General features: G+C 35.8%; 14 protein-coding genes and 1 pseudogene. All 15 read left to right on the top strand.

The genetic code is table 11. The features are described from left to right. Nucleotides 1–137: 137 nt before the first annotated feature. Nucleotides 138–2,063, top strand: a pseudogene (locus ASG01_RS13115) (polysaccharide biosynthesis protein); the annotation flags it as partial. Nucleotides 2,064–2,289: 226 nt separating this feature from the next. After that, nucleotides 2,290–3,162 (top strand): polysaccharide biosynthesis/export family protein, encoded by an 873-nt coding sequence (locus ASG01_RS13110; RefSeq protein ID WP_238584554.1) that lies wholly within the window; start codon nucleotides 2,290–2,292, stop codon nucleotides 3,160–3,162. A gap of 21 nt (nucleotides 3,163–3,183) precedes the next feature. Further along, nucleotides 3,184–5,559, top strand: a complete 2,376-nt coding sequence (locus tag ASG01_RS13105; RefSeq protein ID WP_055864423.1) for a GumC family protein — start codon at nucleotides 3,184–3,186, stop codon at nucleotides 5,557–5,559. Between the two features lie 216 nt (nucleotides 5,560–5,775). Next, nucleotides 5,776–7,299: a nucleotide sugar dehydrogenase gene (locus ASG01_RS13100; protein WP_055864420.1), complete on the top strand. Its 1,524-nt coding sequence runs from the start codon at nucleotides 5,776–5,778 to the stop codon at nucleotides 7,297–7,299. Between the two features lie 164 nt (nucleotides 7,300–7,463). Continuing rightward, on the top strand, nucleotides 7,464–8,951 hold the full coding sequence (locus ASG01_RS13095; RefSeq protein ID WP_055864418.1) for a lipopolysaccharide biosynthesis protein: 1,488 nt from the start codon (nucleotides 7,464–7,466) through the stop codon (nucleotides 8,949–8,951). 271 nt (nucleotides 8,952–9,222) lie between these two features. After that, nucleotides 9,223–10,032, top strand: coding sequence for a capsular polysaccharide synthesis protein (locus ASG01_RS13090; protein ID WP_055864413.1), 810 nt, complete (start codon nucleotides 9,223–9,225; stop codon nucleotides 10,030–10,032). Between the two features lie 29 nt (nucleotides 10,033–10,061). Next, nucleotides 10,062–11,144 (top strand): DegT/DnrJ/EryC1/StrS family aminotransferase, encoded by a 1,083-nt coding sequence (locus ASG01_RS13085; protein ID WP_055864410.1) that lies wholly within the window; start codon nucleotides 10,062–10,064, stop codon nucleotides 11,142–11,144. A 2-nt stretch (nucleotides 11,145–11,146) separates the two neighbouring features. Continuing rightward, on the top strand, nucleotides 11,147–11,773 hold the full coding sequence (locus ASG01_RS13080; RefSeq protein WP_055864408.1) for an acetyltransferase: 627 nt from the start codon (nucleotides 11,147–11,149) through the stop codon (nucleotides 11,771–11,773). A 6-nt stretch (nucleotides 11,774–11,779) separates the two neighbouring features. Beyond that, entirely contained in the window at nucleotides 11,780–12,679 is a 900-nt protein-coding gene (locus ASG01_RS13075) for a glycosyltransferase family 2 protein (RefSeq protein ID WP_055864405.1), read from the top strand. Between the two features lie 13 nt (nucleotides 12,680–12,692). Then, nucleotides 12,693–13,754 carry an acyltransferase family protein gene (locus tag ASG01_RS13070; protein ID WP_055864402.1) on the top strand — a complete coding sequence of 354 codons (1,062 nt, stop codon included), beginning with the start codon at nucleotides 12,693–12,695 and terminating at the stop codon, nucleotides 13,752–13,754. A gap of 19 nt (nucleotides 13,755–13,773) precedes the next feature. After that, a complete protein-coding gene (locus ASG01_RS13065; RefSeq protein WP_055864398.1) occupies nucleotides 13,774–14,871 on the top strand; it encodes a glycosyltransferase family 4 protein in 1,098 nt (365 codons plus the stop codon). Further along, entirely contained in the window at nucleotides 14,868–15,983 is a 1,116-nt protein-coding gene (locus tag ASG01_RS13060) for a glycosyltransferase family 4 protein (RefSeq protein ID WP_055864395.1), read from the top strand. Before ASG01_RS13065 ends, ASG01_RS13060 begins: the two co-directional genes overlap by 4 nt. Nucleotides 15,984–16,052: 69 nt before the next feature. Next, entirely contained in the window at nucleotides 16,053–17,117 is a 1,065-nt protein-coding gene (locus tag ASG01_RS13055) for an EpsG family protein (protein WP_055864392.1), read from the top strand. Next, a complete protein-coding gene (locus tag ASG01_RS13050; protein WP_055864389.1) occupies nucleotides 17,117–17,932 on the top strand; it encodes a glycosyltransferase family 2 protein in 816 nt (271 codons plus the stop codon). The genes ASG01_RS13055 and ASG01_RS13050 overlap by 1 nt, the downstream gene beginning before the upstream one ends. Further along, nucleotides 17,913–19,076, top strand: a complete 1,164-nt coding sequence (locus ASG01_RS13045) for a glycosyltransferase family 4 protein (protein WP_185097242.1) — start codon at nucleotides 17,913–17,915, stop codon at nucleotides 19,074–19,076. The genes ASG01_RS13050 and ASG01_RS13045 overlap by 20 nt, the downstream gene beginning before the upstream one ends. Nucleotides 19,077–19,145: the final 69 nt, after the last annotated feature.

Below are 19,145 nucleotides of genomic sequence, written 5' to 3'. Positions count from 1 at the left end.
TAAACATTAAACATTAAACATTAATCATTAATTATCCGTGATTTCTCCTGCCTTTGACTTACATCAAGAAAAAAATTCACTACATAATTCAAATAAATGTATCTTTGCATCCAAATGGTGTGAAAGAAAAGAAGCGAATGAAAAAACTTTACGACGGCTTCTCGGCGCTGTATGGCGGCGATAATATGGTGAGAATATCCGAAATACGCTACATTCCGAGGTGGATTGTACTGGCGATAGATATAGTCATTGTATTGGGAGCGGTCTTTCTGAGCCATGTCTTTCTTACGGAATTGCGCGTTCGCCTGAACTTCCCACAGTACCGTTCCCACCAGGTCATCCTGATGCTGATGGTCAACATCATCTTCATGTTTGTCTTCAAAACCTATGCGGGCATCATCCGCCATTCGACCTTTTTTGATCTGTTTAAAATCATCCTGTCTTCGGGCGGCACATTGGCGACACTGGTTGTAATCAATTATGGTTTTGCGAAAGTTAATAGCTTACCGTTATTCCTGTATCCCACCTTATTCCTCTTCTTCTTTATATCGGTATCGATGATGTTTTTCTTCCGGATGGTCGTCAAACGTTTCTTTAACCTCTTGTTAGATTTTACCGGCGAGCGCAACAAAGTGCGCGTGGCTGTAGTGGGAGTGGGAGACGCTTCGGTGTCAGTGGCAAGAGCGATTTTGCACAATCCGAACTATCCCTATCGCCTCGCAGGCTTCCTCACCAACCGGTCAGATTCCCAGCGCGCCGTATTATTGGGCCATAAAATTTTTACCAAAAACGAATTCTTCAGCAAGGAAAGCATACATTCAAATTTCGATGCCTTGTTGATCATTAGGGAAATCATGTCCAAAAAGGAAATGGAAGAATGGATGGTGTTGGCACTCGATAAAGGCATGAAAGTGCTCAAAGCACCGACGCTAAGCAAAGTCCGTGAGAATGACCTGGTAGGCGGAATTCGGAATCTCCAGATTGAAGATCTGTTAAACCGCCGGCCGATTAAAATTGAAAACGAGGATGTTGCGAGACGTCACACCGGCAAAAATGTTTTGGTCACAGGCGGTGCCGGATCCATCGGCAGCGAAATCGTCCGTCAGGTAGCACAGTTTCAGCCGGAACTCATTGTGGTCCTGGATCAGGCGGAGTCACCGCTCTACGATCTGGAACTGGAATTACTCGAGCGTTTCCCGGATCAGAAATTCAGCTTCGTGTTGGCGGACATTTCAAATTCCTACAGGCTGGAAAAAGTCTTTGAAACCCATAATTTCTCGATGGTCTACCATGCAGCCGCCTACAAGCATGTGCCGTTAATTGAAAACAACCCGCATGAAGCCATCTTTGTCAACATTCTCGGAACGCGGAATGTGGCGTTAATGGCAAAAAAATACCGCGTCAACCGATTTGTCATGGTGTCCACCGATAAAGCGGTCAATCCGACGAACGTAATGGGTGCGTCCAAAAGGGCCGCTGAACTGTTTGTGCAGTCTTTACAGGATCTGGAAGACAACACCACCAAATTCATCACAACGCGTTTCGGCAATGTACTGGGCTCAAACGGCTCGGTCATTCCCCATTTTAAACGCCAGATCGAAAAAGGCGGTCCGGTAACCATCACCCACCCAGACATCATCCGCTACTTCATGACCATTCCGGAAGCATGTGAACTCGTTTTGCAGGCAGGCACCATGGGTGATGGGGGGGAAATTTATGTCTTCGATATGGGTGAACCGGTGAAAATTCTGGATCTGGCCAGAAGAATGATCAGGCTGTCAGGCTATATTCCGGATGAAGACATCAAAATTACTTTTGTGGGCTTGCGTCCTGGAGAAAAACTCTATGAAGAACTGTTGAGCAACGATGCGACCACGATGACGACCCACCATGAGAAGATCATGATCTCAAAAGATCCGACTCTGGGGCATGGGCAGGTAGATAAATTAAGCCGCGCCATCATCAAAGCGGCCGTAAAACGCGACCGCTTGCAGGTGGTAAAACTCTTAAAAGAAATCGTTCCTGAATTCATCAGTCAGAATTCCGAATTTGAAGTCCTCGATAAAATCATCACTTTTAAAGATATCGAAAATGCAGGTGCAGCCGGTGCTCAGCTACCTGACGACAAAGCCGTTAATCCGATACCGGCAGTGCAACCGTTAAAAACCGAAACTGACGGCTGACAGTTAACAATGGACACCTTAAAACCCATAACCCATAACTCATCATTCATAATTTATCATTTATAATTCATAATCGCAAAGGCCGTCAACAGCCAACCAAAATAATATGAAGCACAATTCATCCCGTCATCAGAATAATAAACCTACTTTTGTGAAAATTTTCAAAACCATGAACATCAGGAATTTTGTAGCCGCATCGGCAGTGGCCGTTACATTGGCATCATGTACCGCCCGTCAGGAACTGAATTACATGAAAGACATTGAAAATGTCGCGTTGGAAAATTCGGTAAAAAATTCACGCTCGACGCTGCAGCCGGGGGATCAGTTAATTATTACAGTATCGGCTAAAGACCTGGATGTGGTAAAGCCGTTTAATCAGAATTATTCATCCACAGCAACAGTAGCGCAGTATACGCAGGCATCGGGTAATAACCAGTTTCAGCCGGTTCCAGCAAGCGGACCGACCTATCAGGTAGATACGGATGGGAATATCGACTTTCCACAATTGGGTTCGGTCAATACGAAAGGAGAAAACGTAGAGTCCTTTAAGCGGAAATTAGTGGATGGGATTTCTAAATACGTTAAAGAACCGGTAGTGGAAGTCAGGCTGATCAACTTCAAAATTGCGATAATGGGTGAGGTGAACAAGCCGGGAACCTATGTGATTCCTGACGGTACCGTAACGCTTCCGCAGGCATTGGCACTTGCAGGGGATTTAACCACTTTTGGAGTGAGAAATAACATATTGTTGGTACGGACGGTCGATGGCAAGATCACACAGGAACGCATCGATTTCAGCTCTGCAAAATTTTTTAATTCACCTTCGTACTACTTGAAACAGAATGACCTGATTTATGTACAGCCGAACAGCGTTCGTGAAAGGGCAGCGAGAATCGATCCGAACACCGGATTATACATCTCTGTGGCGTCGGTAATCGCATCGATCGCGTTGGGGGTATTGGCATTGACAAGAAATTAATTTAATCATCGAATCATTTAAATGGCAGACTACAGTCAGACAGAAAATACGGAACAGGAAGAATCGCTGAACATCAGGGAATTGCTGAAACCCTACCTCTACCGTTGGTATTGGTTTATCGTTGGGGCAGTAGTCGCGGTAGTGGCAGCCTGGTTTTTTCTGCGCTACAGCATTCCGGTCTACAGCACCGAATCGACCTTATTGATAAAAGAGGTGAAAAAATCTTCTTCAGGCCAGCCGGAAATGTCAGTACTCTCGGAAATTGGAGGCGTTGGCGGGATGGGGACCAATTCGGTGGACAATGAGATTGAAATTTTTAAGTCAAAAAAACTGATGGTTTCTGTTGTAAAGGAGCTGGGTCTGGAAACAAATATTTATTCCAAAGGAAAAATCAAAGAATCAGAACTGTATAAGGACTCTGCACCGTTCACGGTGCGAATCATAAGCGAGAAACCCAAAGCGCCATTTCCGGACAGAGAGGTATTTGCAACAGTGGCAGGAAATAAAATTATAATAGAGTCTGAATCGTTTAAAAATTCGATAGAAACGGGTTTTGATAAAGCATTTACAATGCCTTTTGGCGTGGTGCTGTTTCAGAATAACCCTGCTTTTAAACAAAATCCTAACAGTAAAATTCATTACCGTTTAGAATTCGTCTCAGCGATGAATCGGGCAAGGGCATTACTGGGTTCTCTAAATGTAAGTCTGGTCGAAAAAAATTCTACAGTGGTTAAATTGTCCATCAATCATCCTTCTCCGGAGAAAGCCGTAGACATTCTGGATAAATTGGCAGTAAATTACAACAAAGTTGCAATTCTCGATAAGAATTCTGAATCACAGAAAACCGCAGATTTTATCGATGAGAGAATTGGTTTGATAGGTAATGAATTGGGAGCGGTCGAATCGCAGAAGGAAAACTTCAAGGTTCGCAACAACATTGCCGATATACAGTCGGAAGCAGAACTGTCCTTAGAAACTTCTGCAGCAGTGCGTCAGAAACAGATGGAAAATGAATCCCAGCTGGAACTGATCACCAGCCTTCAGGGCTACCTGCAGCGTCAGGGAGACACCCAGGTATTACCGTTAAATATTGGGTTGTCGGACACAGGTACGATGTCCGACATCGCCGCATATAACCAGCTGATCATCGAAAAAAACAGGTTGTTGCAGAATTCAACATCTGCAAATCCGGTAGTGCAGGACATATCCAGCCAGATTGCTGCGGTACGGAGTTCAATTGCCCAGAGTCTGAGCAAAAGCCGCTCGGCATTGCAGATATCACGCAATAATATACAGGTCGAACAAAATCGTTTGTCAGGTAGAATCTCCCAGGTTCCGGTTCAGGAAAAACTGTTCCGAAGCATTGAGCGCCAGCAGAACATCAAAGAACAGTTATACCTGCTCTTATTACAACGTCGTGAAGAAGCAGCAATTTCACTGGCGATTTCAGCGCCTAAAGCAAGGGTGGTAGACGATGCCTTAACTACGGCAGTAGTATCTCCTAAGAAACAGATCATATTACTCGGAGCCTTAATTGTGGGACTGTTGATACCGTTTGCATTAATTTATCTGACAGAATTGTTCAACAATAAAATTCAGTCGAAGAATGATTTGGAAAATCTTGCAGAATCCACACCGGTTATTGCTGAACTGCCGACTTTGGAAAAAGGGGATCCCGAGTTGGTACAGATCAACGATTTATCTCCAATGGCGGAGGCATTCCGGATTTTAATTACGAACATTGGGTTCATGCTTCCGAAAAATAAAAAAGGAAACGTGATTTTAGTGACGTCTACCGTTAAAGGGGAAGGAAAAACCTTTACTTCGGTAAATCTCGCATTAACCCTGGCGAGCCCTCGTAAAAAGGTGATTATTATTGGTTCTGACATCCGGAATCCCCAGTTACAGCGCTACAACGAAAGCCGCAAAGGCCTGACAGGTCTTTCGGAATTTATGTATGATTCGGAAATGCAGGTCAATGAAATCGTCCACCACTCGACCTTTAACCCCAATTGCGACGTGATTTATTCAGGGGCCATCACACCAAATCCTACCGAATTATTATCCAACGGCAGATATGAGGAACTGATCGAGGCCTTAAAATCAACCTACGATTACGTTATTTTAGATACCGCGCCGTTAATGTTGGTGACCGATTCATTCCTTATTGCAGACGTGGCGGATGCGACGGTATATGTAACCCGTTCCGGCTATACAGAAAAAGAACTCATCGACTTTGCCAACCGCCAGGTACGTGAGAAGAAAATTAAAAATGTCGCTTTTGTATTAAATGATGTGAATAAAAAGCACTCCGGTTACGGCTACGGCTATAAATACGGTTACGGCTACTCCGCAGACACCAAAAAATCTTGGTGGCAGAAACTTTTGAACCGGTAAACCGTAACTTTGGGTGATTCCGCAGGATTATATCAACAGGGCGCAGTAATTTAGACGGTACTTCGAATGATCCCAAAGGGATTATATCAAGAGGTATGAAAGGACGGCACTTCGGGTGATCCAGGAGGAATTGTATCGGGAAGCAACATCGTAAAAGTTGTCACTACGGGTGATTTCGAGGAAATCGTATCAAAAAGTGATAGAGTAAAAAAACAAATGCAGAGAAAACACAAAATAGCAGTAATCGGATTGGGATACGTAGGGTTACCCCTCGCCCGATTATTGGCGACAAAATATCCGGTCGTCGGTTTTGACATCAGTCAGAGCCGGATACAGGAAATCAATGCCGGCCACGATGCTACAAACGAAATCGCCGACGAAGCACTCCAGGCAGTCCTTCTGCAGCACAATCCATTCAAAGCTGCTGAGCCTGTCAACGCACAATGTCACCCTGAGCCTGTCGAAGGGCAACGTCATGTTGAGCCTGTCGTAAATAAAACAGAAGCAGGTCATGCTGAGCCTGTCGAAGCACAGTGTCATGCTGAGCTTGTCGAAGCACAAACCTACCCAGGTCTCTTCGCCTCTTCAGACCTCAACGACATAACACACGCCGACACCTTCATCGTCACCGTTCCTACCCCCATCGATAAACACAACCGCCCTGATCTCACCCCTTTATACCGCGCCAGCGAAACGGTAGGAAAAGTACTGAATAAAGGGGACATAGTCATCTACGAATCAACCGTTTATCCCGGCGTAACCGAAGAAGAATGTGTACCGGTTTTGGAAAAAATATCCGGACTAAAATGTAATACCGACTTTTTTGTAGGCTATTCACCGGAAAGAATCAATCCGGGTGATAAAGAACATACCGTCGATAAAATTTTGAAAGTCACGTCGGGATCCACACCCGAAATTGGTCAGGTGGTAGATGCTCTGTATAAATCGGTCATTACAGCGGGTACCCATCTAGCTCCGACGATCAAAGTGGCGGAAGCCTCAAAAGTAATAGAGAATTCTCAGCGCGATTTGAACATCGCCTTTATGAACGAACTGGCGAAGATTTTCTCCTTAATGGATATTGATACCCAAGACGTATTGGCAGCCGCCGGTACAAAGTGGAATTTTCTGCCGTTTAAACCGGGATTGGTGGGTGGACATTGCATCGGAGTAGATCCTTTTTACTTGGCTCAGAAAGCACAGGAGATTGGCTACTACTCAGAATTAATTCTGGCCGCACGTCGCCTCAATGATTCGATGGGCGCTTTTGTGGCTTCTCAGGTCGTCAAGCTGATGATCCAGAAAGACCTCAAAATAAAAGGCTCAAAAATTTTAAACCTGGGCATCACTTTTAAGGAAAACTGCCCGGACATCAGAAACTCAAAAGCCATCGATGTAATCACGCATTTACAGGACTATGGCGCTGAAGTCACCACGGTCGATCCCTGGGCCGATCCGGCGGAAGTCTTCTCAGAATACGGCATCCATTGTCATGCTGAGCCTGTCGAAGCATCTGATCCGGCTTCCAGTTATCCTGAGCCTGTGGAAGGGCATTGTCATTCTGAGCTTGTCGAAGGGAAATGTCATCCTGAGCCTGTCGAAGGATTCGATGCCATTATCCTCACGGTTGCCCACCAGGAATTTCTGCATCTCGACCTAAGCCTGTTTCTTAAAGAAAATGGTATTGTGTACGATGTGAAAGGGGTATTGCCAGTAAGTATAGTTAATCAAAGATTATAAAGCAGTCAATAAAAATCTATATTAATGATAGGATGTTGAAGGCTTTTGATTTATGTTATCTCTAAAACAATCTTAAAAAATTAGTTTAAAACACCTGATATAATTGATTTTTGAAATAAATTGATTATACGATCATCTTTCAGGAAAAATATATTTGTAAAATAATGAGTCAAATTAAACAAGGAGCTATCTTGTCATATGTGAGTATCTTTCTTACCAATGTTGTAGGCTTATTTTTAACACCGTTTATCATCAAATCCTTAGGTAATTCAGAATATGGCTTATATACACTGATTGGCTCTCTGGTGGCGTATTTAACTTTAATGGATTTGGGGATGAACAATACAATAGTAAGATTTGTAGCCAAATATCGGGCAGAAAACGATCATCATAGTGAAAGGAATTTCTTAGGAACAGTCATGCTTATTTATCTAGTCATTTCAGTGATTCTAATTCTTTTGGGTCTTTTGTTTTATTTTAATCTAGATCTTTATTTCAGGAATACATTGTCAGCAACTCAGATAAGGGATGCAAAAACAATGTTTTTAATATTGCTATTCGATATAGGTATTGCATTACCAAGTGGCAGTTTTTTAGCAATTTGCACTGCATATGGCCACTTTGTTTTTCCTAAGCTAATTTCAATTATTCGCTATGTACTAAGAACCATTACAATTATTACGGTGTTAACGTTAGGCGGAAAATCTGTGTCTATCGTTGTTACAGATACTGTATTTAATATTTTGGTGGTAGGCATCACTTTTTATTATTGTATTACTGCTTTAAATGTTCGCTTTTCTTTCAAAGAACGAAGCACAAAAATTGTTAAAGAAATTTTTTCATATTCTATCTGGATTTTTATTCTTGCAATCATATTATCTTTTCAGTGGAACGCCGGTCAGATTATTTTAGGGTTTTATTTTAAAACGGAGATTGTAGCTGTATTTTCATTAGGATTAATGTTAGGAGGTTACTTTGGTGCTTTTTCAGGAGTAATAAATACGTTACTGTTACCAAAAGCGGCGAAAATGGTCAGTGGTCAAATGAATGCAGTACAGTTAACTGATGAAATGATAAGAGTGGGACGAATGAACTCTTTTATTTCGTTTTTTATATTAATTGGTTTTATCGTATTAGGAAAAGAATTTATTATTTTGTGGGTAGGTTATTCATATACAGATTCCTGGTTAGTGGCACTTTTGATAATGATGGTTAGTTTCATTCCTTTAACGCAAAGTTTTGGGTTATCTATTTTAGAAATTAAGAATAAAGTAAAATACAGATCGTTAGGTATGTTGATTTCCATGACTTTAGCAATTTCTCTTAGTTTTTATTTCGGAAAAGATTATGGTATTAAGGGAGTTATAATTCCAATCGTAGTTGGTGGTTGTATAAATACCGTTATCAGTAATTTCCTTTTTGTGAAAGTTTTTGATTTTAAATTGGCGAAGTTTTATAAAGAAACATTCTTATATCAGTTGATTTTCAGCACAGTGTTTTTAATCATTTTTATCAGCATAAAAAATTATTTTACAATTACTGGTTGGTTTAGTTTTATAGTGATTGGAATATTATATGCCCTACTTTTTGCAATATTTTATATTTTATCTTTGTTTAATAAAGAAGAAAAAGGATTTCTTTTTAGAAGATAGTTTTTAAAATATGAAAAATTTATATTCGCTTTGCTGGAGGTGACAATGAACGCTCTTTTAGAACAATCAATTATATTTTATTAAGTTTATTTTCAATAGTTAGATATCGTTTTATTTTACTGTATGTTAAATTTGTTGTTGATGGTGTATAAGAATATAATGGAAATAAGATATACTGGTTGAAAAATGATGATTGGATTATGAGCCAGTATCTATAGTTCTAATAGTTAATTTTATTAAGTTCAAATTGAAACTTATTTTAAAAATATATATGAATAAATTGAAAAAAATTCTGGTACCAATATATTTAAAATTGTATAAAATATATACACTTTATATTAATACCTATCAATACAAAAAACAAAATTATACTGATTCGTTTGTTAGCAAAGAAGAAAAAGTAACTGATTTGACTTTGGAAAAGGCAAAAGAAGTAATATATATCTTTTGGACAGGTGATAATGAAATCTCTGAAAATAGGAAAAGTGGTATTAAATCCTTAAAAGAAAAAGCCGAAGTTGAAATTGTTTTGGTAACACCAAATAATTTGAGCAATTACATTTTGAAGGATTATCCTTTGCATGAAGCATATGAATATTTATCATTAATTCATAAATCAGATTATTTGAGATGTTATTTTATGTTGCATCACGGTGGTGGCTACGCAGATATTAAACCATCTTTGACTTCTTGGAAGAGACTTTTTGAACAGTTAAACCAAGCTCCAAAACATTGGTGCATTGGTCCTAGAGAAATATATAGTGGTGGTGTTCCTGATTTAGAAGGAAATATTGGAATTGACATTAAAAAATATCATAATTTATTAATTGGCAATTGTGGATATATTTTCAAACCCAATTCACCGATTGCGCAAGAATGGATGAATGAAGTTAATTCAAGATTAGATAAATTGGAGCAGGCATTGATAAAAAATCCCGGAAATGTGTACGGAGATAATATAGGATATCCTGTAGAGTGGTCATTTATTTTAGCTCAAGTATTTCATCCAATTATTTTAAAATATAGTGAACATGTTTTTAGTGAAGATATAATCTTATACGATACAGTAAATTATCGATAAATAAGATAAAAATTTAAAAAATAAATTCTATGATACCAGTAACCAAACCTTTTTTGCCACCTCAAGGAGAATATGAAAAATATTTAGATGGTATTTGGCACCGTCAGTGGTTGACTAATATGGGACCATTGGCAAGTGATTTAGAATTAAAGTTGAAAGACCATTTAAAACTGAAACATCTACTTTTTGTAACCAATGGTACTGTTGCTTTGCAAATGGCTATTAAAGCGCTGGATCTAAAAGGTGAAATTATTACCACTCCTTTTTCATTTGTTGCGACTACAAGTTCGATCGTTTGGGAAGGTTGTACGCCTATCTTTGTAGATATTGACCAAGATTCTTTAAATATAGATGCATCTAAAATCGAAGCCGCGATTACCGAAAAAACGTCTGCTATTTTAGCCACTCATGTGTATGGAAATCCTTGTGAAGTCGATAAAATTGAGGCAATTGCGTCAAAGCATAATCTTAAGGTAATTTATGATGGTGCACATGCTTTCGGTGTAGAAATCAATGGGAAATCTATTTTTGAATATGGAGATATATCCATCTGTAGTTTGCATGCTACAAAATTATACCATGCCATTGAAGGTGGACTAGTGATTACGAAAGATGCAAAACTTCTTAAAAAATTGGCTTATATGAGAAACTTTGGTTTTGATGGACCTGAAGCATTTGCTGAGTTGGGTTTCAACGGAAAAAATTCTGAGTTTCATGCCGCAATGGGTTTAGTGAATTTAAAACATATAAATACGATCCATTACAGTAGAAAAGCAATAAGCGAACGATACGATGAAAAACTGAAAGGATTTCATGCAATTAAGCCTGTCTGGAATTCGAAGAGTTCTAAGAATTATGCATATTATCCAGTTGTTGTGGAAAGTGAAGAGTTATTACATAAATGTATAGATAATTTAAAAACTTACGAAATATTTGTAAGACGCTATTTTTACCCTTCATTGGCGAATGTACTACCTTATGTTGAGGCTGTTGAGATGAATATTACCGAAGATATTGCTAAAAGAGTGATGTGTCTTCCTCTATTTTCAGAACTCACTATGGAGGAGGTAGATTTGATTTGCAGGTTGTTATTACGAATTCAAAATAATTAAAAATGATAATTGTCGGGGCAAAAGGATTTGCAAAGGAGGTTTTAGAAATTCTTCATCAGAATGGACAGTTAGAAAATTTGGCTTTCTATGATGATGTTACTTTAGACTGTCCAAATTTTTTATTTAATACATTTCCTATTTTAAAGAGTGAACAGAAAGCAGTACATCATTTTGAAAAATTTGACAATACATTTATTATTGGTCTTGGAGGCAGCATTCTGCGAAAGAAGATGTACGATAGGTTTACGAGATTGGGAGGGACTATGATTTCTGCAGTAAGTAAATTTTCGGATGTAGGAAGTTATGATGTTGCAATAGGTTCAGGCAGTGCTATTTTATCAGGTGCTATTGTGTCTAATAGTGTGACAATAGGGAAAGCAACAATCGTGTATTATAATTCTATAATCACTCATGATGTAACTGTAGGTGACTTTGTTGAGATTTCACCAGGAGCAAAGCTGTTAGGTAGATGTACTATTGGGGATTTTTCAACGGTAGGAACGAATGCAGTTATTTTTCCAGATGTGAAAATTGGAACAAATGTAATTGTTGGTGCAGGGGCAGTTGTGAATAAGGATTTACCTGATAACTGTGTAGCAGTAGGGGTTCCTGCAAAAATTATTAATTAGAATTAAATGCGAGGAAACGAATATCCATTAATAAGTGTTGTGATGATTACTTTTGCACATGAAGCATATATAAAGCAAGCTGTTGAAGGTGTTTTGATGCAAAATTATAATGGCTCAGTAGAGCTGCTTATCTCCAATGATAAATCTCCTGATAATACCGAACTGATTGTAAAAGAAATTATTGCAAATCATCCTAATGGAAGTTGGATTAAGTATACAAGTCATGCGAAAAACTTGGGAATGATGCCAAATTTCATATGGACCTTACAGCAAGCAAAAGGTAAATATATTGCTATTTGTGAAGGAGATGATTATTGGACAGATCCATCAAAATTACAAAAGCAGGTGGATTTTTTAGAGTCAAATGATAATGTAGTTTTATGTGGAACGAACTACAGTAAGTTAAGTAATAATAAAATTATTGAGATAAATAGATTTAAAGATGTAAGTTTTTTTGATCATTTTAATATTTTTGCCGATAATAAGGTCGCTACTCTGACCAGTATATTTCGAAATGATTTTACAATTCCAAATTATTTTTATGAATGTAATTTCGGGGATATGATTTTATATTTAGAGTTGACTAAAAACGGAGGTAAGATTGTCGTTCTACCTTTCAATTCATCAACCTACAGAATTCATGATTTGGGAGTATATAGTGGAACACCATACTTAAAAAATGTTGAAAAGTCTTTTTCTGATGTTTTATTATTCATGAATCATAATCCTAAAAACTTAAAATATATTTCGGCTACATTTTTAACGTATTTTAAAGAGGGTTTTGTTCATTTAGTTAGAGCAATATTAAACAGACCATATTCTGATTTTAAATTTTCATTTATTTATTTAAATATGATTTTTAATGTTATAAAAAAACAAATTTCTGTTTTCAAAATTATAAGATGATTTACTGTAAAATATGAATCAATATCTAAGCAATAAACTTACTTTCTTTTCCTTTTGGCTAATTTTTTTAGTTGTTATATTACATTCATTAAATATTGATATTGAAGAAAGAGTCGATTTTATATATAGTTTTCAATATTTCGTTTCTCATAGGTTAACACAGATAGCAGTTCCTTTATTTTTCATAATTGCCGGATATCTGTATTTTTTAAAAGCCGACATTAATACATCTTTTAATGTCTATTTTTTCATAAATAATAGTAAGAAAAGACTGCGATCAATAGTGATACCTTTTGTTTCCTGGTGTTTGTTTTGGTTTTTATTGATGTACTTTTTACAACAAATTTCATTTTTGACCGGTTCTTTCAGTAAGCCTTTACATACAGTTAATTTTGAAGAGGCTTTAACGTATATGTTTATTGAACCTGTAAATTATCCTTTTTGGTATTTGAGAGATTTGATATTTTTACTTATTTTATGTCCCCTAATTTATTTAGGTATCAAATATTTGAAATATTTTTCATTATTAATCTTATTTATTCTTCCTCTCTTTTATAATAGTTTATTAAAGGTTAATGGCTACAGTGTTTTACTTTTCATACCTTTATTTTATTTTTCATTAGGCGCTTTTTTAGCACTTTATAAAGTTGATTTGAAGTTCACGAAAAACTATACACTTGTTATATTTGCTGTTTTATTATGGTTTGCGCTTAATGTATTTTCTTTGTATAATGATATTTACCATAAAAGTGCTTCTCTTCCATTCAAATTTTTAAATATTAGTAAAGATTTGGTAGGTTGTTTTTCTATCTGGTTATTATATGATTTTTTTAATAGTAAAAAGCAATGGAATAACTTTGATTTTTATAATCGCAGTTTTTTTATTTTTGCCGTACATGGAATTCCAACTATGATTATAGTTCAGCTTTCTAAAAAGTTTCTTGTAAACCAATACTTACTTTTTGCAATGTTTATTATTACACCAATAATAGTAACTCTGATTTCAATATTTATTGGGTCTGTTTTAAAATCGAAAACTCCAAAATTATATAATATAATTACTGGATATAGATAAATTTGTTCAAGAAATCATCATGAAATTATTATACATAACCAACGGAATCAATGCTTCAGGTGGATTAGAACGTGTTTTATCCATTAAGGCTTCTTATTTGGCAGAAAACTACGGATATGAAGTAACAATTCTTTCATTAAATAACAATCATTTAAATCCCTTCTATGAATTTTCTAAAAAAATTAAAATGGTTAGTATTGATGTTGGAGGAAATCCAATTCAATATTTTTTATCTTATAAAAATGGGATTTGCAACATTGTAAAGAAGTATAATCCCGATGTTATTTCAGTTTGTGATGATGGTCTGAAGGCCTTTTTTTTGCCTAAAATATTGCGAATAAAAACTCCTGTAATTTATGAGCGTCACGTCTCGAAAGAAGTCGAGATGAATAACGAATTCTCTTTCCGTAAAAAATTAGGTGTAAAATTGAAATGGCAATTGATGGAGTTTCTGGCAAAAGATTTTTCCAAGTTTGTGGTTTTAACCAATGGAAATAAAAAAGAGTGGAGTTCTTTACAAAATCTAACAGTAATTGCTAATCCACTGTCTTTTTATCCTGAACAGTCTAGTTCATTACAAAACAAAACAGTAATCTCTGTAGGAAGGCATTCTTATCAAAAAGGATACGATCTACTGCTTAGTTCTTGGCAAAAGGTCTTAATGAAATGTCCGGATTGGAAATTAGAGATTTATGGGAAGGTTGATGATAGTTTAGGATTGGTCAGGCTTGCTGAAAAGTTAGGAATTGAAAAAAGTATTACATTTTATAAACCAGAAAGAGATATCTCTCAAAAATATTTAGAAAGTTCATTGTATGTGATGTCTTCACGATATGAAGGTTTCGGTATGGTTTTGATTGAAGCAATGGCTTGCGGACTTCCATGTGTTTCTTTTGATTGTAATTACGGGCCTTCTGATATAATAATCGATTCTATCGATGGTTTTTTAGTGGAGAAGGAAAATAAATCGGCTCTAGCTGAAAAAATTGTCTTTTTAATTGATAATCTGGAATTGCGAAGGACAATGGGAAGCAAAGGTAAAGAAAATGTTAAAAGATATTTAGCGAAACCTATCGTTGATAATTGGGATCGCTTATTTAAAAGCTTATTCAAATGAGAATAATATTCAGTACTGATCAAACATATTTGCATGGTGGTATAGAAAAAGTGATGGCAGAAAAAGCCAATTATTTCGCGGATGTTTTAGGATATGAAGTAATCATTTTAACCTCCGAGCAAAAACATAGAAACGCATGTTATATTTTAAGTGAAAAAATAAAGCAGCTAGATTTGGGTATTAATTACAATCGTTCTAAAAGTTTTTTCTCAATTGAAAATCTACTAAAAATCCCCAAACATTTTTTATCTCTTAAGAATAAGTATAAAATGTTAAATCCAGATTTTGTGATAGTATCTAATTTTGGGTTTGACTTTTACATGACTCCATTTATAAATAGGGGGTCAAAAAAAATTAAAGAGTTCCATTCATCGCGTTTTTTCGAGCATAAGATACGTTCCACCTCATTATCAGTTTTAACCAGACTCCGGTATAAGATAACCGACTGGATAGAATCTTTATATGATCGAATTATAGTTTTAAATCCCGAAGAAATTACTTTTTATAAAAGTTCAAAAATTTCCGTTATTTCCAATCCTGTCACTTTACCAACAACAATAGCAAATTTAAAAAATAAAAAGGTTATAGCTGCAGGTCGTATAAATCAAGTTAAAGGTTTTGATAAATTAATAGAATCTTGGATTAAGGTTCACAATATATTTCCTGATTGGGAATTACATATTTATGGCGAAGACTATCTTGGGACAAAAAACGAATTGCAGAAATTAATAATTCAGTACCATTTAGAAAAAGTGATATTCTTTAGAGGCGTGACCACAGATAGTATTAAAACTTTTTCCGAGTATAGCATTTATGCATTGAGTTCCCAAACAGAGTGCTATCCAATGGTTTTGCTGGAGGCTTTATCTGTCGGTCTGCCTGTAGTCAGTTTTGATTGTCCTACCGGACCCAGACATATTCTAACCCACCTAGAAGATGGTATTTTAGTTGAAAATCAAAAACCTGAAGCACTATCTTCCGGCTTGATTCAGTTGATTGAAAATGAAGAATTAAGAAAGGAATATGGCAGTAATGCAAAAAAAAATAGTCATAGATTTACAGCTGAAAAAATAATGTTGCAATGGGCATCTTTATTTCAAGAAATGAAATAATTTTTTTTTAATAGTTATATAATAAATGCAATTGTAATTTTTGTTATAATACGCTGGTGAAATACAAATATGGTAGATTTTAAGTTTAAATATTATTTAATTTATCTGGCAGCGACATTGATTTCAATTGTAGTTTCTACCCAGATGGATGTGAAGAAAAATAATCTTTTAGTAAAGATAACAAACAAAATAATCTACCTGATTTCTTTATTGTTTGTTTTACTGTTTGGATTAAGAGGGATGTTAGGAACAGATACACCTAATTATTTATTACAATTCAATTTCTATGAGGATAATAGCTACGGAACTGATGTTGTCATGTATTATATTTTTAATTTATTTCACATTTTAAAATTACCATTTGAGTCATTTATTTTTTTCATGAGTGTTCTTTTCATTGGTGTTTTAACGATTGCTATTAAAAGAAATGCGAATTTTTTTAGAAGCAGTGCTTTTTTGATTTTTTTCAGCTTTATTTCCTTTTTTTATTTTCAAACACTCGGGATTAATATTATAAGACAAGGGGTATCTCTTTCTTTTTTATTGCTGGCTATGATTAACTATCAGCACAATAAAGAGAAGAAAATAAATTGGTTACTACCGCTCATACTTTGTATCCTTTTTCATTTTACGTCTATAATTCCCATCATCTTTTACATTTTTATACTGTACTTTAAAAAGTTAAAAGTGAAAGTATTTTATATCATATATGTTTTTTTTCTTGCCCTATCAATGGTTAATGTAAGTTTGCTATCATTTAAAGATTATATAGGTTTTTTGATGGTTGATGAAAGAAGGTCAGGATACTTGACCTCCACCGATGAAATATATACCATCGGATTCAAGCCACAATTCGTTGCATTTAATACTTTTTTTTTATTATTCTTTATTTACATTAAAAATAATGGTCTGCACAATCAATATTATGACAGTGTGTTAAAATATTATCTGATAATGAGTGCTGTCTTTTTTATAACATTTCAAATTCCATATTCAGATAGGTGGGGATTAATGTCTTGGGTAGTAATTCCAATATTATTAGCACCTGTATTTAGCACAGGCTTTCCGAAAAAGGTTGCCACAATCACAACCATTATTTTAGTTTCAATCTTTATTTTTTTTGAAAAACAGTAATGATCACAATAGCAATACCTTTTTACAACGCATCGCCTTTTCTGGATCTGGCCATTCAATCAGTTTTTAACCAAACATATAAAGATTGGAAACTACTTTTAATTGATGATGGTTCTACAGATGGGTCTTTAGAAATTGCTGTAAAATATCAAAATGATTCAAGAGTTATCATTCATACAGATGGTGAAAATAGAAATCTTGGGTACCGTTTGAATCAGATTCCTACATTAGTTACGACCAAGTATTTGGCAAGAATGGATGCCGATGATATAATGCATCCTGAAAAAATACAAAAACAGCTGTTAATTTTAGAATCAAATCCTCATATTGACGTCTTGGGAACAAATGCTTATTCAATAGATGAAGAAGGATGGGTACAGGGGATAAGATTATCATATAATAGCCAAAAAGTCCTTAATAAAGTGGACTCTTTTATTCATCCTACGATCATCGCAAAAACCAGTTGGTTTTTAGCGAATCCTTATGATGTTAGAGCTGTACGGTTAGAGGATGCTGAACTTTGGTATAGAACACGTAATATCTATAATTTTCAAGTTTTAGCGGAACCACTTTTTTTTTATCGTGAATTTGGAAAGGATTACTACAAAAAATATTTTAAAGGTTTCGGACCAATAGTATACATTTTAAAAAAGCATATGTATAATATCAATATTATCAAATTTTTTGTTAAATATTATTTGTCAGGATTTATATATTTTTTATTTAGTTTAGTGAATAATGAGAAATTTTTAATAAATAGACGTAACGCTACGAGAATAAGTAAATTAACGATAGATGAAATTTTACAAAGATAGAAAAGTGGTAAAGTTGACTCGAACATCTACAGTCGCAGCATCTTTAGATATTTTATTAAAAGGTCAACTGGCTTATTTGAATCAATATTATGAAGTAGTAGCAGTTTCTGGCCCTGATTCACATTTGCAGGCGGTTACCGAGCGTGAAAAGGTTCGCACTATAAGTATAGCTATGAATCGAAATATCTCTCTTTTAAAAGATTTCCATTCTCTTATTAAATTGTTTTTATTGTTTAAACGCGAAAATCCTCAAATAGTTCATTCAATAACGCCAAAAGCAGGTCTTTTATCAATGATGGCAGGGAAAATGGCTGGAGTTCCTGTTCGGATGCATACTTTCACAGGCTTGATATTTCCTTCAAAATCAGGTAGCATGCAAAAGCTTTTAATAATGATGGATAAGCTTTTATGTGCTTGTGCTACCCATATATATCCTGAAGGGAATGGCGTAAAAGATGATTTGATAAAATATAAAATTACCTCCAAACCATTAAAAGTCTTAGCAAATGGAAATGTGAATGGGATCGATCTGGATTATTTTAATCCGGATAAATTTTCGGAAAATCAGCTGGGAGATCTGAAAAATAGGCTTAAGATTGACTGTAAAGATTTTGTATTTATTTTTGTGGGCCGGTTGGTAAAAGATAAAGGAATTAATGAGTTGGTAGCAGCATTTTCAAAAGTAGAGATTCCAAATATCAAACTTTTGCTGGTCGGGCCGTTGGAAGAAGATCTGGATCCATTGTTGCCGGAGGTGTTAATGGAAATCCATAAAAACGAAAAAATTATACAAGTAGGCTTTCAGCAGGATGTTCGACCTTACTTTGCCGTAGCTCATGCTTTGGTTTTCCCAAGCTACAGGGAAGGTTTCCCCAATGTGGTAATGCAGGCAGGAGCCATGCATTTGCCCAGCATTGTGACCGATATTAATGGTTGCAATGAAATTATTGTAAATGAGCAGAACGGGTTAGTCATTCCGGTGAAAGATGATAATGCGATACTGGAGTCAATGAATCGATTGGTGAAGGATGCTCAACTGTACAGTTATATGAAGCAGAATTCAAGAAAAATGATCGCTGACCGCTATGAGCAGTCTGTAGTATGGAAAGCAGTGCTGGAAGAGTATCAAAATGTACTTAAATAATATAAACTACAGTTTTTTTAGTAAATGTTGCGATTGTATTATAAATAAATAATATACAGCTGTCATACC

The sequence above is a fragment of the Chryseobacterium sp. Leaf180 genome (assembly GCF_001424585.1).
In the GTDB taxonomy this organism is placed as follows: Bacteria; Bacteroidota; Bacteroidia; order Flavobacteriales; family Weeksellaceae; genus Chryseobacterium.
This window is presented reverse-complemented; position numbering and strand designations above follow the sequence as displayed.

Coding starts and splice junctions, on each gene's coding strand:
- ASG01_RS13060 (WP_055864395.1), top strand. CDS start 14,868: ATGAGAATAATATTCAGTACTGATCAAACATATTTGCATGGTGGTATA.
- ASG01_RS13080 (WP_055864408.1), top strand. CDS start 11,147: ATGATAATTGTCGGGGCAAAAGGATTTGCAAAGGAGGTTTTAGAAATT.
- ASG01_RS13065 (WP_055864398.1), top strand. CDS start 13,774: ATGAAATTATTATACATAACCAACGGAATCAATGCTTCAGGTGGATTA.
- ASG01_RS13095 (WP_055864418.1), top strand. CDS start 7,464: ATGAGTCAAATTAAACAAGGAGCTATCTTGTCATATGTGAGTATCTTT.
- ASG01_RS13050 (WP_055864389.1), top strand. CDS start 17,117: ATGATCACAATAGCAATACCTTTTTACAACGCATCGCCTTTTCTGGAT.
- ASG01_RS13085 (WP_055864410.1), top strand. CDS start 10,062: ATGATACCAGTAACCAAACCTTTTTTGCCACCTCAAGGAGAATATGAA.
- ASG01_RS13070 (WP_055864402.1), top strand. CDS start 12,693: ATGAATCAATATCTAAGCAATAAACTTACTTTCTTTTCCTTTTGGCTA.
- ASG01_RS13055 (WP_055864392.1), top strand. CDS start 16,053: ATGGTAGATTTTAAGTTTAAATATTATTTAATTTATCTGGCAGCGACA.
- ASG01_RS13090 (WP_055864413.1), top strand. CDS start 9,223: ATGAATAAATTGAAAAAAATTCTGGTACCAATATATTTAAAATTGTAT.
- ASG01_RS13045 (WP_185097242.1), top strand. CDS start 17,913: ATGAAATTTTACAAAGATAGAAAAGTGGTAAAGTTGACTCGAACATCT.
- ASG01_RS13075 (WP_055864405.1), top strand. CDS start 11,780: ATGCGAGGAAACGAATATCCATTAATAAGTGTTGTGATGATTACTTTT.
- ASG01_RS13105 (WP_055864423.1), top strand. CDS start 3,184: ATGGCAGACTACAGTCAGACAGAAAATACGGAACAGGAAGAATCGCTG.
- ASG01_RS13110 (WP_238584554.1), top strand. CDS start 2,290: ATGAAGCACAATTCATCCCGTCATCAGAATAATAAACCTACTTTTGTG.
- ASG01_RS13100 (WP_055864420.1), top strand. CDS start 5,776: ATGCAGAGAAAACACAAAATAGCAGTAATCGGATTGGGATACGTAGGG.